Annotated in this window: 11 protein-coding genes; 7 read left to right on the top strand and 4 right to left on the bottom strand. The window is 73.1% G+C overall.

The genetic code is table 11. The features are described 5' to 3' along the window. Positions 1-730 (top strand): CDP-glycerol glycerophosphotransferase family protein (locus EGM46_RS13785; protein WP_206427589.1); only part of this gene is annotated, 730 nt, incomplete at its 5' end. A gap of 214 nt (positions 731-944) precedes the next feature. Here the strand turns inward: EGM46_RS13785 and EGM46_RS13780 are convergent. Further along, entirely contained in the window at positions 945-2,075 is a 1,131-nt protein-coding gene (locus EGM46_RS13780) for a 3-isopropylmalate dehydrogenase (protein WP_125100705.1), read from the bottom strand. A 195-nt stretch (positions 2,076-2,270) separates the two neighbouring features. Here EGM46_RS13780 and EGM46_RS13775 point away from each other — a divergent pair, with 195 nt between their 5' ends. Both EGM46_RS13775 and EGM46_RS13770 read left to right on the top strand, forming a co-directional pair. After that, complete coding sequence (locus tag EGM46_RS13775) at positions 2,271-3,752, top strand: aldehyde dehydrogenase family protein (RefSeq protein ID WP_125100704.1); 1,482 nt, start codon at positions 2,271-2,273, stop codon at positions 3,750-3,752. 79 nt (positions 3,753-3,831) lie between these two features. After that, entirely contained in the window at positions 3,832-4,629 is a 798-nt protein-coding gene (locus tag EGM46_RS13770) for an SDR family NAD(P)-dependent oxidoreductase (protein WP_125100703.1), read from the top strand. 147 nt (positions 4,630-4,776) lie between these two features. Here the strand turns inward: EGM46_RS13770 and EGM46_RS13765 are convergent, their stop codons facing one another. From EGM46_RS13765 to EGM46_RS13755, 3 genes are all read right to left on the bottom strand, one after another. Further along, entirely contained in the window at positions 4,777-5,478 is a 702-nt protein-coding gene (locus tag EGM46_RS13765) for a metal-dependent transcriptional regulator (protein WP_164512918.1), read from the bottom strand. 107 nt (positions 5,479-5,585) lie between these two features. After that, a complete protein-coding gene (locus EGM46_RS13760; protein WP_125100701.1) occupies positions 5,586-6,221 on the bottom strand; it encodes a class F sortase in 636 nt (211 codons plus the stop codon). Then, positions 6,218-9,844, bottom strand: coding sequence for a S8 family serine peptidase (locus tag EGM46_RS13755; RefSeq protein ID WP_125100700.1), 3,627 nt, complete (start codon positions 9,842-9,844; stop codon positions 6,218-6,220). The genes EGM46_RS13760 and EGM46_RS13755 overlap by 4 nt, the downstream gene beginning before the upstream one ends. A 179-nt stretch (positions 9,845-10,023) precedes the next feature. Here EGM46_RS13755 and EGM46_RS13750 point away from each other — a divergent pair, with 179 nt between their 5' ends. From EGM46_RS13750 to EGM46_RS13735, 4 genes are read left to right on the top strand one after another with little or no spacing between them, the layout of a single operon-like run. After that, positions 10,024-11,112, top strand: a complete 1,089-nt coding sequence (locus EGM46_RS13750; RefSeq protein WP_164512917.1) for a heme/hemin ABC transporter substrate-binding protein — start codon at positions 10,024-10,026, stop codon at positions 11,110-11,112. Next, positions 11,109-12,227 carry a FecCD family ABC transporter permease gene (locus tag EGM46_RS13745; RefSeq protein WP_125100698.1) on the top strand — a complete coding sequence of 373 codons (1,119 nt, stop codon included), beginning with the start codon at positions 11,109-11,111 and terminating at the stop codon, positions 12,225-12,227. The genes EGM46_RS13750 and EGM46_RS13745 overlap by 4 nt, the downstream gene beginning before the upstream one ends. Continuing rightward, positions 12,224-13,105, top strand: coding sequence for a heme ABC transporter ATP-binding protein (locus EGM46_RS13740; RefSeq protein WP_241156361.1), 882 nt, complete (start codon positions 12,224-12,226; stop codon positions 13,103-13,105). The genes EGM46_RS13745 and EGM46_RS13740 overlap by 4 nt, the downstream gene beginning before the upstream one ends. Beyond that, on the top strand, positions 13,102-14,121 hold the full coding sequence (locus EGM46_RS13735; RefSeq protein WP_125100697.1) for a hypothetical protein: 1,020 nt from the start codon (positions 13,102-13,104) through the stop codon (positions 14,119-14,121). The genes EGM46_RS13740 and EGM46_RS13735 overlap by 4 nt, the downstream gene beginning before the upstream one ends.

The following is a 14,121-nucleotide window of genomic DNA, read 5'->3' as shown; positions in this document are numbered from 1 at the left end:
GCAGAACCCGCACTCGACCGAGCAGTTCCGCGAGAGCTACGCGTTCCGCGGGGAGATCCTCGAGCTCGGCTACCCGCGTGCCGACCGGTTGGCGCGCGCCACGATCGGCGCCGAGCGCAACCCGATCGCCGTGCGCTCCGCGCGCATCGCGCTGGAGTTGCCGCTCGACAAGCGGGTGCTCGCATACACGCCGACCTGGCGCGACGGGGGCGTGACCGTGGTCGACGGGCTGAACGTGCAGCGCCTCGCGGAGGAGCTCGGTGACGACTGGGTGATCGTCGCGCGCGGACACACGCGCACGCACGGCCTCGGCGGGTACGGCGGCGCGGCGGCCCGCGTCATCGACGCGTCCGCGCACCCGGACGTGAACGACGTCATCCTCGCCGCTGACCTCCTCGTTACCGACTACTCGTCGATCATGTTCGATGCGGCAGTCGCGCGGGTCCCGATGCTGTTCTTCGTGCCGGATCTCGCCGCCTATCGGGATCGCGAGCGCGGCTTCACGTTCGATTTCGAGCGTGACGCACCGGGGCCGCTGCTGGCCGAGCGCTCGGCCGTCGTGGCCTGCGCGCAGGAGTGGGCCGAGGTGGGCGACCGGGCGAGCTGGCTGCGGCCCGAGCGTGCGGAGGCGTGGTGCGAGCGCTTCGCCCCGCACGACGATGGCCACGCGGCGGCGCGGGTGGTGTCGGCGCTCTCTGAGCGAGGCCTGCTGCCCCGGGCTGGCGGCTAGGCGCTCGGCTGCCGTTTGCCGGCGCGCCGTCCGCCCGCCGGCGCCCCGGGACCACCCACCCACCGTCGCAAACCCCCATTTAGTGGGGGTTTGCGCCGGTATTGCGATCCATACCGACGCAAACTCGTTCAAAGTCGGGGATGGGTGCGGGTGCGGGGGCGGGACGGCACGGAGTAGTGGCGCCCAGGCCCCACCCTCCCTCACCCCACCGTCGCTACACCCGGGACGGGGCGAGCTCCGCGAGCTGGCCGAGCAGGGAGTCCGGCACGAGCGCCTCGTCCGCGGCGCCCGCGCGGACAAGCTCCGCGATCCGGGACCCCACCTCGGCGGTGCTCAGGCCCATCGCGGCACCCGAGAGGGCGGGCAGCTCGCCGAGCACCTGCACGGTGGCGGCCTCGATCGCGCGCGCGGCCTCGCCCTCCCCGAGGTGGCCGAGCAGCAGCGCGAGCGAGAGGATCGCGCCCGAGGGGTTCGCCCAGCCCGTGCCCGCGATGTCGGGGGCTGAACCGTGGATCGCCTCGAACATGCTGGGCGCCGAGCCGTCCAGGTTGAGGTTCGCGCTCGTCGCGACGCCGAGGCCGCCCTGGATCACCGCACCGAGGTCGGTGATGATGTCGCCGAACAGGTTGTCGGTGACGACCACGTCGAAGCGCTCGGGGGAGAGCGGCAGGTGGAAGCACATCGCGTCGACGTGCACGTAGTCGGTCTCGACCTCGGGGTACTTGGACGCGAGGTCCGCGACGACCTCCTGCCAGAGCTGACCGGCCGCGACGAGGATGTTGGTCTTGTGGCAGAGCGTCAGCTTCTTGCGGCGGCCGAGGGCGAGGCGGAACGCGAAGTCGACCACGCGCTCGATGCCGGCCCGCGTGTTGAGCGACTCCTGCATGGCGACGGCGTTCGGGGTGCCGGCGTGCACCGTCGATCCCTGGCCGACGTAGGCGCCCTCGGTGTTTTCGCGCACGATGACCATTTCGCAGCGCTCCGGCGTGAGGCCGGCGATCGGGGTGGGCACGCCAGGGTAGAGGCGCACGGGGCGCACGTTCGCGGCCTGCTGGAAGCGCTGCCGCATCTCGAGGATGAAGCCGCGCTCAAGGATCCCGGGCTTCACTGCGGGATCCCCCATGGAGCCGAAGAGGATCGCGTCGTGCCCGCGGAGGGTGTCCGCCACCTCGGCGAAGAGCTCGCCCGTTGCGAGGTAGTGCGTTGCGCCGGCGGTGATCTCGGTGCGCGCGGTGGTGAAACCGTAGCGTGCCTCGGCGGCGTCGAGGACCTCGAGCGCGCAGCCGACCACCTCGGGGCCGATGCCGTCGCCGGGGAGGACTGCGATGGAGTAGCGGTTCGTCATGGGGTTCCTTCCGGCGGGATCTCGGCTGGCGACGGCGCCTGCTGCGGATCGCGCGGCGTTGCGTTGGCGATCGGACGATGTTGAACTATATTAACTGGTAAGACCACTCGTTGGGTGGTCGGAGTACCCAGGTCATCCGTTGCACCGCGGCACGCGATCCTCGCCGCGGCGTCAGCCCGCACGCAAGGACACACGATGCGCGACACACTCTCCCTGATCGCCCCCGCCGGGCAGCTTCCCATCGGCGCCGAGTGGCGCGCCGTCGCCGGGAGCCAGGACATCGTGTTCCCCTTCGATGGCAGCGTCGTCGCGCAGGCCCCGGTCAGCGACGTCGCGGACTCCCGCGACGCGCTCGACGCCGCGGAGGCCGCGCGCGCCGAGGTCGCGGCGCTGACGACGGCCCAGCGCAAGTCGGTGCTCACCGCCGTGCAGCGCCGCATCGAGGAGAACGCCGCGCGCCTCATCGACCTGCTCGTGCTCGAGACGGGGAAGCCGCGCGTCGACTGCCAGACCGAGGTATCGCGCACCATCGTCACGCTCCAGGCGACCGCAGAGGAGGCCTCGCGGGTGCACGGCGAGACCGTGCCGCTCGATCTCCAGGAGCTCGGCCGCGGCATGATCGGCTACTACACCCGCAAGCCAGCCGGCGTGGTGATCGGCATCGCCGGCTTCAACTACCCGCTGCTGCTCGCGAGCCACAAGCTCGCCCCGGCCATCGCAGCCGGTTGCCCGGTGATCATCAAGCCGGCCCCCAACACGCCACTCGCCACCCTCGAACTCGTCGCGATCGTGCGCGAGGTGCTCGCGGCGCACGGGATCACCCCGGCCGCCGTGCAGCTCGTCAACGGCGCCCCCGAGGTGGGGGAGACGCTCGTGCGGGATCCGCGCGCGCAGGTCGTGTCGTTCACCGGCTCCGCGAAGATCGGCCACCTGATCGCGCAGCAGGCGGCGCCCAGGCGGACGCTGCTCGAGCTCGGATCCAACACTGGTTTCATTGTCGCGGCCGACGCCGACGTTGACGCCGCGGTCGACGCGGTGCTGCGCGGCGGCTTCTACGCGAACGGCCAGGCGTGCATCTCCGTGCAGCGCATCGTGCTCGAGCGCCCGATCGCCGCGCAGTTCACCGAGCGGCTCGTTGCCCGCATGGGCGAGCTCGTTGTTGGGGATCCGCGCGACCCGGGGACCGATGTCGCCCCGGTGATCAACGCCGCGTCCGGCGAGCGGATTCGAGCCATGGTGGATCGCGCCGTCGCCGCTGGCGCAACGCTCCTCGCAGGCGGCGAGGCCCCAGCATCCGGCGAGCAGTCAGGCCTCGTGCGGCCAACCGTGCTCGGCGACGTCCCCGCCGACGTCGATGTATGGGCCGAGGAGGTCTTCGGCCCGGTCGTGTGCCTCACCACGGTCGACTCGATCGACGCGGCCATCGACCTCGTGAACGCCTCGCGCTACGGCCTGCAGGCGGCGATCTACACGGCGTCGCTCGAGAGCGCGTTCGCCGCGATTGAGCGCCTCGAGGTCGGCGGCGTCGTGGTGAACGAGATCCCCGGCTTCCGCTCCGACATCATGCCCTACGGCGGCGTGAAGGACTCGGGGATCGGCCGTGAGGGCCCCCGCTACGCCATCGAGGAGTTCACCGTCACCCGAATGGCGATGATCCGCCCCCGCGCACGCGGCTAGCCAGCATCCGCTGCGTTTCCACGTTCCCCCAGCCCAGTCTGCCCCAGCCCACCCCGTTCACCCCGCAAAGGACCCTCGCATGACGCACGTCGCCCCCGATTACAGCCGCCTCTTCCGCCTCGACGACCGCACGGTCGTGGTGATCGGCGCGGGATCGGGGATCGGCCGCGAGTCCGCGCAGGCGCTCGCGGCGCAGGGCGCGCACGTGGTCGTCGCCGACTGGGCGCTCGACGCCGCAGAGGCGACGACGGCGCTGATCCAGGAGCAGGGCGGCTCCGCCGAGGCGTTCCGCCTGAACGTGCTCGACGACGCGGAGGTTGCGGCAGCGGCGGAGCGCTTCGGCGCGGCGTCGGCGCTCGTGTTCACTGCGGCGACGAACGTGCGCAAGCGCATGGACGACTACACGATGGACGAGTTCGACCGCGTTGTGAACCTGAACCTGCGCGCATCGTTCCAGCTCATCCGCCACTTCGGCGCGCGCTTCGCGGAGCACGGCGGGGGATCGATCATCGGCTTCGCCTCGATCCGCGCGCAGGTGGTCGAGCCGGGTCAGGGCGTGTACGCCGCGACGAAGGCCGGCCTTGTGCAGCTCGCGAAGACCGCTGCGGCCGAGTACGGCCCGCAGGGCGTGCGCGTCAACGTGGTGGCGCCCGGCGTCGTGGAGACCCCGCTCACCGCTCAGATCAAGGCGAACGACGAGTGGTATGGCGCGTACGCGCAGAAGAGTGCGCTCGGCCGCTGGTCGCGCCCCGACGAGCTCGCCGGCGCTGTGGTGTACCTCGCGAGCGACGCGTCGACGTTCGTGACCGGCTCGACGCTCACCGTCGACGGCGGGTGGACGGCGATCGACGGCCGCTTCACGCCGCCCGCGTCCTAGTCTCGCCGAGCTGCGCGCCTGGCTCACCGGGTGCCCCGGCACCCCGCGCGCATCTTTCGAGATCGCGCGCATTACCGGGGTAATCCTCGCGATCTCGAAAGATGCGCGCGGTTTCGGCGTGGCGGGCAGGCCCCGCCCACCGGTGCGTCAGGCGACGAAGAACTGCGCCGCCTGCGCGTGGTCGAGCTCGACCGTCTCGGTCGCAGCGGCGTTCGCGAGCGCGATCCGCACGCCGGTGCCGCTCCGTTCGACGCGCAGCTGCGCGCCCGGCGCGATGTCCGCGGCCGCGAGCGCGGCAAGCAGCTCGTGATCGGACTGCGCGGTCTCGCCGATCGACACGAGCACGGCCGGCGTTGCCGGGTCGGCGTCGAAGGTGCGGCGGAGCGCGTTGATCGCGTGGGGATCGCGCGGGGGCAGCGCCGCGCCGCGCTCGGCCTCGGCCAGGGTGGGGATCGCATTCCCGTACGGGGAGCGGCCGGGCTGCCCGAGCAGCTCCGCGATGCGCTCGGCCGTGGCGTCGCCGATGGCGTGCTCCCAGCGGGACGCCTCATCGTGCGCCCACTCCCACTCGAGCCCGATCGTGTCAACGAGGAGGCACTCGGCGAGCCGATGCTTGCGCATCACCCGCAGCGCGATGCGGCGGCCCTCGACGGTGAGATGGAGCCGGCGATCGCCCGGCACCGTGTAGAACAGGCCGTTGCGGATCAGACGGTTCGCCGTCTGCGTGACGGTCGAGGGCGCGTGGCCCACGCGCTCGGCGATGCGCGCGCGGAGCGGATCGGTGCCGGCCTCCTCGCACTCGAGTACCGCGGTGAGGTACGCCTCGGTGGGGTTGAGGAGGGCGTCCAATCGGGCCCCCTTCCGGAACACTCTGCCGATGCGACGATCGTCAGCATATCGCTCCGCGGAGGCTGGCTCGGGGAGGCGCACCCAGCGGGGCGCTGGCCCCTCCCGGCTTAGGTGACGGCGCGGGCGAAGACCACGATGTTGTCGGGGGCGAGATCCCGATCCGCTTGGAACAGGCACGTGATGATGACGAGCCGGCCTGGCACGTTCTCCCACACGCTCGCGAGCTGGGCGAGCTCCGTCTTGTCGTGCCGCTCGGTCGCGACGATCTCGTAGGCGACCGTGCCGCCTGTGGTCTCGAGGAGCACCTCGTCGCCCGGCAACGCGGCCGTCGCGCCCGCCGCGCGGTCGACGAGCGGGTCGAACACGGCCCGGCCGTCGGCGGAAGTGTGGCCGATGAGGAACACCGTGTTGTCGCTCCCCGCGCCCGGTGCGCCGAAGTCGGTGAGCCAGAAGACGTCCTCCGCGGTCGGCGGGTCGAGCACGCTCGCCGTGCCGATCGCGAGCGGCGCGATGGGCGCCGCGAAACCGATGGCCGGGATCGAGAGCTCGGACGGGGGAGCGGCTGGCACCTCGGGGAGCTCGGAGCCAACGTGCTCCACCGCGATGCGCTCCGCGGTTGCGTGCGCCGGGGGTGCGGCGAGGCGCCACACCCCGAGCCCGACGAGCGCGACCCCGCCGACGACGGCGAGCGCCGTGACGCCGGCGAGGACGCCAACGAGGGCGCGGCGGCCCGGGGCGCTCACGCGCCGCCGCCCGCGCCCGCGGTTCCGGCCCCCGCTGGCGTGCGGAGCCCGAGCAGCACGACTCCTGCCGCGGCGAGGAGCAGCAGCGCGGCGCCGAGGAGCATGAGCTGCTCGGTCGGGGTGAGTCGGAAGCCCGGGGCGACGACCGCCGCCGGGATCGGGGTGGCCGCGTCGGTGAGGGCGGGCTCCGCCGTGGGCGCCGAGTTCCCCGTGCCGATGCGCACCTCGGTCCAGCCGGCGAGCCGGCGCTCGACGTCGGTGAGCGCGAAGCGGTAGTTCCCGTCCCTGAGGCTCGTCACGTCGATGCGGAGCTCGCCCGAGTCGTTCACGCGGATCCAGTCGACCGCGGTCTTGCTGGGGTACACGTGCAGATAGAACCAGTCGCCCGGCGCGCTGCCCGGCACCGTGAGATGCGCGATCCCGTCGGCGACGCGCACGGTGACGCCGCCCGCGTTCGCCGACGTGAGGAGGTTCTGCGTCGCGACGGGCGCCTTCGGCGTGAACTCGGGCTTCGGCGTGGCCTGGGTGGACGGCGCGCGGAGGCTGCCGGACCCCGATCCGGATCCCGCGCCGGCTGGCGCCGACGCCGGAAGGGATCCCAGCACGGTCGGCTGTTCGGGATCCGCGGCGCCAGGGGAGGGCGTCTGCGGTTCGCCGCCCGGAGTGACGGGGGGCGTCGTGCCGGGGTGCACCGGCTTCGTCGGGGTGACGGGCGGTTTGGGCTCCGGCTGCTCGGGCTCCTCGGGGAGCTGCGCCGCCGATCCGGCGACCCAGTTCGCGGCGTTGATGAGGATCTGCTGGCCCGCGGCGGACCAGGTGCGCGCGTCCGAGGCCGCGTGGCTGCCGTGCAGGGCGAGGTAGGCGTGGCGAGCTCCCTCCCGCTCGTCGACCGCGATGCCCGGGCCGTGATCGTCGACGCGCACCTCCGCGCCGTCCTGCTCGCGAGTGATCGTGTGCGCGAGGATGCGCGCCGTGTCGCTCGTCAGCTCGTCGAAGGCGGAGACGAACTTCTCCGCGTCGCGGCGCGTGTCCTGGAGCACCATGCTGCCCTGAATCAGCTCGCCCGTCGCGATGTTGCCCGGGGCGAAGAGGGGGTGATCCGCTTCGGCCCAGATCCGGTACCCCGTGGCGAGCGCCGTCGCGTCGACGCCGCCCGTTCGCTGCGTCGGAGAGCCGATTCGCGCCTGCAGCGTCGCGATGCCGGAACTCTCGGTGGCGCCGAGATCGAGCCAGACGATGCCGGTTCCCGCGGCGTCGGCCGCCTCGATCGCGGCCGTGAGGCGGGGCGCGTCGACGACACCGGGGTCGTCCCAGACGACGGCGTCGTATGCGCCGAGCGCGCGGGGGTCGGCCGGCAGCTCGTCCGCGCCCGTTGCCACGAGATCCTGGCCGTTCAGCAGCTCGACCGTGCGCCCGGTCTGGTCGCCGAGCACGAGCACGGTCGGCAGCGGCGAGAGGCGGAAGTCGACGACGGTGTCGGCGTCGGCGACGGGCAGCACCTCGGCGGAGGGCGAGGTGGCGGTCGCGTGTGCGTCGAGCGCGGCGCGGAAGCGGTGCGCGCCAACGGGGACGCCGGTGATCCGGTAGGCGCCGGTGGCGTCGGTCGTTGCGCTGAGGCCCGCCCCCGCGAGGGAGACGAGCACGCCGGGCAGCGGCGCGCCGGATCCCGCCGAGACGACGGTGCCCGAGACCGAGCCCGTCGTGAGGGGATCGAGCGCGAGCTCGATGGAGCCGAAGCCCGCACCGGAGACCTCGACGTCGCGCGTCGCGTCGGCGTAGCCGAACGCGGAGAAGCCGAGCGTGTACGCGCCGGCTGGCAGGGAGGCGCGAATCTGGCCGTTCTCGTCGCTTAGCCAGGTCTCGCCGTGCTCGCCGTAGTCGACGGTCACGCCGGGGAGCGGATCCCCGCTCGTCGCGTCGGTGATCGTCACCGTGATCCCGGTGTCGCCGCGCACCGCGGCAACGGCCGCCGCGAGATCAATGATGCCCGCCCCGTACCGGGTGTCGCCGCTCGCGGGCGATCCGCTCGGATGCCACGCGGTCGACTCGAGCGCGTCCTCCATCTGCGCGACCGTGAGGCCGGGCTGGGCGGAGCGCAGCGCCGCGACCGCGCCTGCGACGTGCGGGGTCGCCATCGAGGTGCCGGAGGAGCGGCCCCACCCTCCGCCGGGCACGGAGGAGACGATGTCGACGCCGGGGGCGGACGCGTCGGGCTTCGTGAACTCGGCGGCCGGCCAGCCGAAGCGCTGCGCGACGCTCGCCGACCACCGCGTGGTGCCGCCGCAGGAGCGGGGGTCGACCTGCTGCGCCTCGTTGGTCATGCCGACCGCGAACACGTCGGCGGACGAGCTCGGATTCGACACGCAGCCGGGGGAGCGGTCGCCGTCGTTGCCGACCGCGACCGCGGCGAACACCCCGGCCTGCCGCACCCGGTGCAGCACCTCGAGGAGGAAGTCGTTGTACGAGTTGCTCACGCCGAGCGACATGTTGATCACGTCGGCGGCGCGGCCGGCCGGACGGCCGTTCGCGTCGTACGGTGCGAGCGTCCACTCGAGCGCCGCGAGGATCTTCGCGTCGCTACTGCCGTCGCTGATCGCGTTGACCGCCATGAGCTCCGCGTCGGGGGCGACGCCGATGCGGGTGCCCGAGGCGTCGCCGCCGAGCACGGTGCCGGCGACGTGCGTGCCGTGGGTGGCGGGATCCGCGGGTCGCTTCTCGCGCGGCGTTCCGGTGCGGTCGAGGTGGATCCAGCCGCCGGGGAAGAGCGGGTCGTGCGGGTCGACGGTCGCGATGCGATCGCGGAGGTCGGGGTGCGTTGGGTCGATGCCGGTGTCGAGCACGGCGACGCGCACGCCGCGGCCGGTTGCGCCGTACTCCGCCCAGGCCTCGGGGGCGTTGATCCCGGCCAGGCCGTAGGTGACGGGCACGCCGTCGCCGTCGACGGTGCTCGAGAGCGCACTCGGATCGGCCACCGGTTCGGGCGCCTCGGGCGTCTCGGGCGCCTCGAGCGGGGTGACCTCCCCGTTCGGCGCGACGGTCTCCGCGCCGGGGAGCGCCGCGAGCGCGGCGAGGGTCTCGGGCGTCGGCTCGGCGGAGACGAGCACGGCGGCCGCGATCCAGAACCGGTTGAGTACTCGGATCGCGCCGCGCTCCTCCAGTGCGGCGAGGCCCGGCTCCGCGAGGTGCAGCGCAGCGTCGGCGCCGCGCTGCAGGGAGGCAGCCGCGGTGGCGGGGTCGCCAGCAGCGGCGGGCTCGATGCCCGCGTCCGCGAAGCGGATCAGGATCTCGGCCGCGCCCGTCCCGGTGTCGAGCCACGGGGCGGCGTCGCCGCTCGCATCCGGCGGCTCCTGATCCGCTCGCTCGGGATCCGCGCCGGCGCGCTCGGGATCCGACTCGGCGCGCTCGGCGCTCGTGAACGCCGCCGCGAGCTCGGGCGCGACCTCCGCCGGCCCGGAGTCCGCGCCGAGCGCCACGCTGCCCGCGCTGCCCGGGTGTTCCGCGGGCGAGAGCTGCGCGAAGCCGACGGCGCCGCTCAGGGCGACGGCGACGGCGAGCGCGCCGGCCGCTGCTGCGGCGAGCGGGCGGCGGTGGCGGGTGAAGCGGAGGCGGGGGAGGAAGGGCAAGATCGGCTCTCGGAATCTACGCGCGTGCACGGGAGGGTCGCCGGAGCGTCCGCAGCCGCGCTAACATCTGATGGAGGTTAGGTAATGCGAAAGATTGAACATCTGACCTAAGTAATGTTAGCCTAACCTTCGTGTTTTCCGTCAACGGCGGGCGCTCAGCCCGCACCCTTCGAATTGGCGTGTCCGCACTCGCCGCGTTCCTCGCCGCGAACCTCGCGGGCTGCGCCCTCGTCTTCGGCGACTCCCCGCAGATCGCGGACCGCGCGCTCGCAGCGGCCGAGAGCCCCCGCTTCCTGGAGGGCCCCGAGACCGCGCTGCTCGACAGCCCCGACATCGAGGCCATCACCGACGACCCGCGGCCCGCGCTGCCCGTCACCTTCACGGGGCTCGACGACGTCGCGGTGGAGATCACCGACACGAGCCGGATCCTCGCGCTCGACGGCACGGGCAGCCTCGCGTCCGTGGTCTGGGCCCTGGGCTTTGGCCCCAACGTCGTGGGGCGCGACCTCACCACCGGGTGGGAGTCCGCGAAGCACCTGCCGCTCGTGATGGACAATCACACCCTCAATGCCGAGTCGATCCTCGACCTTAACCCGACGCTGATCCTCACGGACTACTCCGTCGGCCCCTACGACGTGCAGTTGCAGATGCGCAACGCCGGGATCCCGGTCGTGTTCTTCGACGGCGCGAAAGACATCGATGACATTCCCCGGCTGATCGGCGACGTCGCCGGGGCGCTCGGCGTGCCGGAGCTCGGCGAGCGCTACGTCGCCGACTTCACGCAGCGGCTCGACGACACGATCGCGCGGATCGCTGCGGTCGCGCCGAGCGCCGAGGCGGATCGTGTGCGCACGGTCTTCCTCTACATGCGCGGCCGCGCCGGGGTGTACTACATGTACGGCAACGACCCCGACGGCTCGACGGGGATCGCGGGCGTGCTCATCGAGCAGCTCGGGGCGATCGACGTCGCCGGCCAGGAGAACTGGACGAGCGGCAACCTCACCGCTGAGGGGCTCATGAACCTCGAACCGGATCTGATCCTCATGCTCACCCTGGGGCTCGAATCGGTCGGCGGGATCGACGGCCTGCTCGCCGTCCCCGGCGTCGCGCAGACGCCCGCGGGCGAGCGCCGCCGCGTCGTCGACATGAGCGACTACGAGATGTTCACCTGGGGTCCCCGCACGCCGGACGTGCTCACGGCGCTCGCCGAGGCGATCTACCACGTCGACCTCGACACGGTCGAGCTCCCCGAGGAGGCCGGCGCATGACCCGCATCGAGATCGGCGAAGCCGCGCTGCCCGAGCTGCCGCGGGTGCTCGACTACGGCGAGACCGCGCTCCCGCGGCCGAAGCGCGGCCGGGTCACCCTGCTTTTTGTCGTGCTCGGCCTCGGCCTCGTCGTCGCCACGCTCCTCGCGGCAGCGCTCGGGCAGATGCAGATCCCCGTGGTCGAGGTGATCGGCTCGCTCTGCCGCAAGGCGGGGATCGCCTGCGGCGCGGAGTCGGCGCACCCGAACGCGGACGCCGCGCTGTGGGAGGTGCGCTTTCCGCGCGTCGCGCTCGCCGTCCTCGTCGGCATGGCGCTCTCCTCCTCCGGCGCGATCATGCAGGGCGTGTTCGGCAACCCGCTCGCCGATCCCGGCATCATCGGCGTCTCCTCGGGCGCAGCCGTCGGCGCGAGCCTCATGATCGTGACGGGACTCGCCGCTGGCTCGAGCCTCGCGATCCCCGTCGGCGCCTTCGTCACGGGCGTGGCCACCTCGCTCCTCATCTACTCGATCTCCCGCTCCGGTGGGAAGACCCGGGTGATCACCCTGATCCTCGTCGGCGTCGCCGTCAACGCCTTCGGCGGCGCGGCACTCGCCCTCATGACCTTCGCGGCCGACATGAATCAGCGCGAGCAGATCGTGTTCTGGCAGATGGGCAGCCTCGCCGGCTCGCTCTGGCCGCAGGTCGCCACGGTGCTCCCGCTCGTGATCCTCGGCCTCGCCCTCGCGCTCGGGATCGCGGGCAAGCTCGACCTCCTGAGCCTCGGCGACGACGCGGCCAGGCACCTCGGCCTGAACATCGAGCGCTTGCGCATCGGCGCGATCATGATCGTCTCGGTGCTGACCGCTGCGGCCGTGGCCTTCGCCGGCATCATCGGCTTCGTCGGGCTCGTCGTGCCCCACGTCATCCGCATGATCGTCGGCCCGGGGCACCGCGTGCTCATCCCGGCGAGCGCCCTCGGCGGCGCGCTGCTGCTCGTCGTCGCCGACACCTTCGCACGCACGGCCGTGCCCTACGCGGAGCTGCCGCTCGGCATGCTCACCGCGATCATCGGCGGGCCGTTCTTCTTCTTCCTCATCCGCGCGACCTCGCGGAAGAACGGGGGCTGGCTGTGAACCCGCTGTCCCGCCGCGCACCGCGGCTGCCCGCCCCGGTTCCGCGCGGGGAGATCGTGCTCCGCGCCGCGGGGGTGTCGGTGACCCTCGGCGGAACCCGGATCGTCTCCGGCGTCGACTTCGACGTGCGCGCCGGCGAGGTGCTCGCGATCCTCGGGCCGAACGGCGCCGGGAAGTCGACGCTCCTCGGGGCGCTCGCGGGGGATCACGCCTACGGCGGCTCCGTCGAGCTCGTCGGGCGCGAGGTGCACGACTGGCCGAGCCGCGAGCTCGCGCTCCGGCGAGCCGTGCTCCGGCAGAACAACTCCGTGAGCTTCCCGTTCCCGGTGGTCGACATCGTGAAGATGGGGCGCGCGCCCTGGCGCGCGATCACCTCCGTCGAGGAGGACGATCGGATCATCGCGGAGGAGCTCCTCCGCTCGGACACGTTCCGCTTCGCCGAGCGCACCTACACGTCCCTCTCGGGCGGCGAGCGCGCCCGGGTCGCGCTCGCTCGCGCGATGACGCAGCGCACGGGGCTCCTCCTCCTCGACGAGCCGACCGCGGCGCTCGACATCAACTATCAGGAGCAGGTGCTCGCCATCGCGCGGCGCACGGCGCGGCAGGGGAGCGCGGTCGTGGTCGTGCTCCACGACCTCGCGGCGGCTGCGGCCTACAGCGACCGGGTGCTGCTCCTCGCCGACGGCGCCATGCGCGCGTGGGGCGCACCCGCTGAGGTGCTCACCCCTGAGCTGCTGAGCGAGGTGTATCGCCACCCCGTGCGGGTGGCGCGAGACGCCGACGGCGCGCTCGCGATCACCCCCGTCCGATTCCCCGACGACGACGCCGCGCCGCCCGCGGCGCACGACCCCCGATCCAGTGAGAGGACCACTCCATGACCGCGCTCCCATCCCCGCACGGTGCCGCGGCGCCACGCGCACCACGGCCGCGGCCGGGCCGCCGCCTCGCCGCGGCGCTGCTCCTGCCGTTTCTCGCGGTCGCTCCGCTGGCGCTCGGCACGGCCCCGGCGCAGGCGGCCTCCCGCGTGGACGTCGCCCCGGCACCGGCAGCGGACGGGCCGACGACCGTGACCCTCAGCGGCAGCGGATTCCAGTACCAGCCGAACGCGCCGGGCGGCGTCTACGTGTTCTTCGGCGCGGTCGCTGACCCGACGACGAACGCCTGGGCGCCGAGCCAGGGCGGCCGCTCGGGGGAGAGCTTCGCGTACGCGGGCACCGACGGCTCCCGCCTGCTCGTCGCATTCCAGGGCGGCAGCTCCGCGAGTGAGGCGAACGGCCAGATCGACGCGAACGGCGCGTGGAGCACCCAGATGACGATCCCCGGATCGAAGTTCACGGCGAGCTTCGGCAACCCGCACGAGGGGGCGCAGGGGGCCGGCCAGGAGATCGACTGCCTGCAGGTGCAGTGCGGCATCATCACGATCGGTGCGCACGGCCTCATCAACGCGAACAACGAGTCCTTCACGCCCGTGAGCTTCGCCGCCGCCGACGGTCAGCTGCAGGCCGGGTCGGGCACCATGAGCGACTTCGGTGGCGGCGGATCCGCGGGATCCGAGGCCGCGGGAACCGGGGCCGCTGGCACGAACGACGCCGCGACGCGGATCGAGGTCCCCGGTGCGGCGGACGCCGGGGAGACCGCCGCGGCCGCGCCGGCCGAGGGAGAGGTCCGCGCAGCGGACGCCGCACAGGCTGCCGCCCCGGCCGAAGCCGAGAGCTCGGCGCTCACCTTCGCCGTGATCGGCGTCCTCGGCGCGGCGGTGCTCGCGCTCGGCGTCGCGATCGCGCTCGTCGCGGTGAAGCGTGGCCGTGCGCGGCGCGGAGCCGCTCCCGCAGCGGCAGAGGGCACCATCACGGGCGGCGCGAGCGCCGCACTCCGCGCGGGGGCCGAGCGATGA

This window comes from Leucobacter chromiireducens (genome assembly GCF_003917135.1).
Lineage (GTDB): Bacteria > Actinomycetota > Actinomycetes > Actinomycetales > Microbacteriaceae > Leucobacter > Leucobacter chromiireducens_A.
The sequence above is the reverse complement of the archived record's forward strand: the minus strand, read 5'-3'. Positions and strand labels throughout refer to the sequence as shown.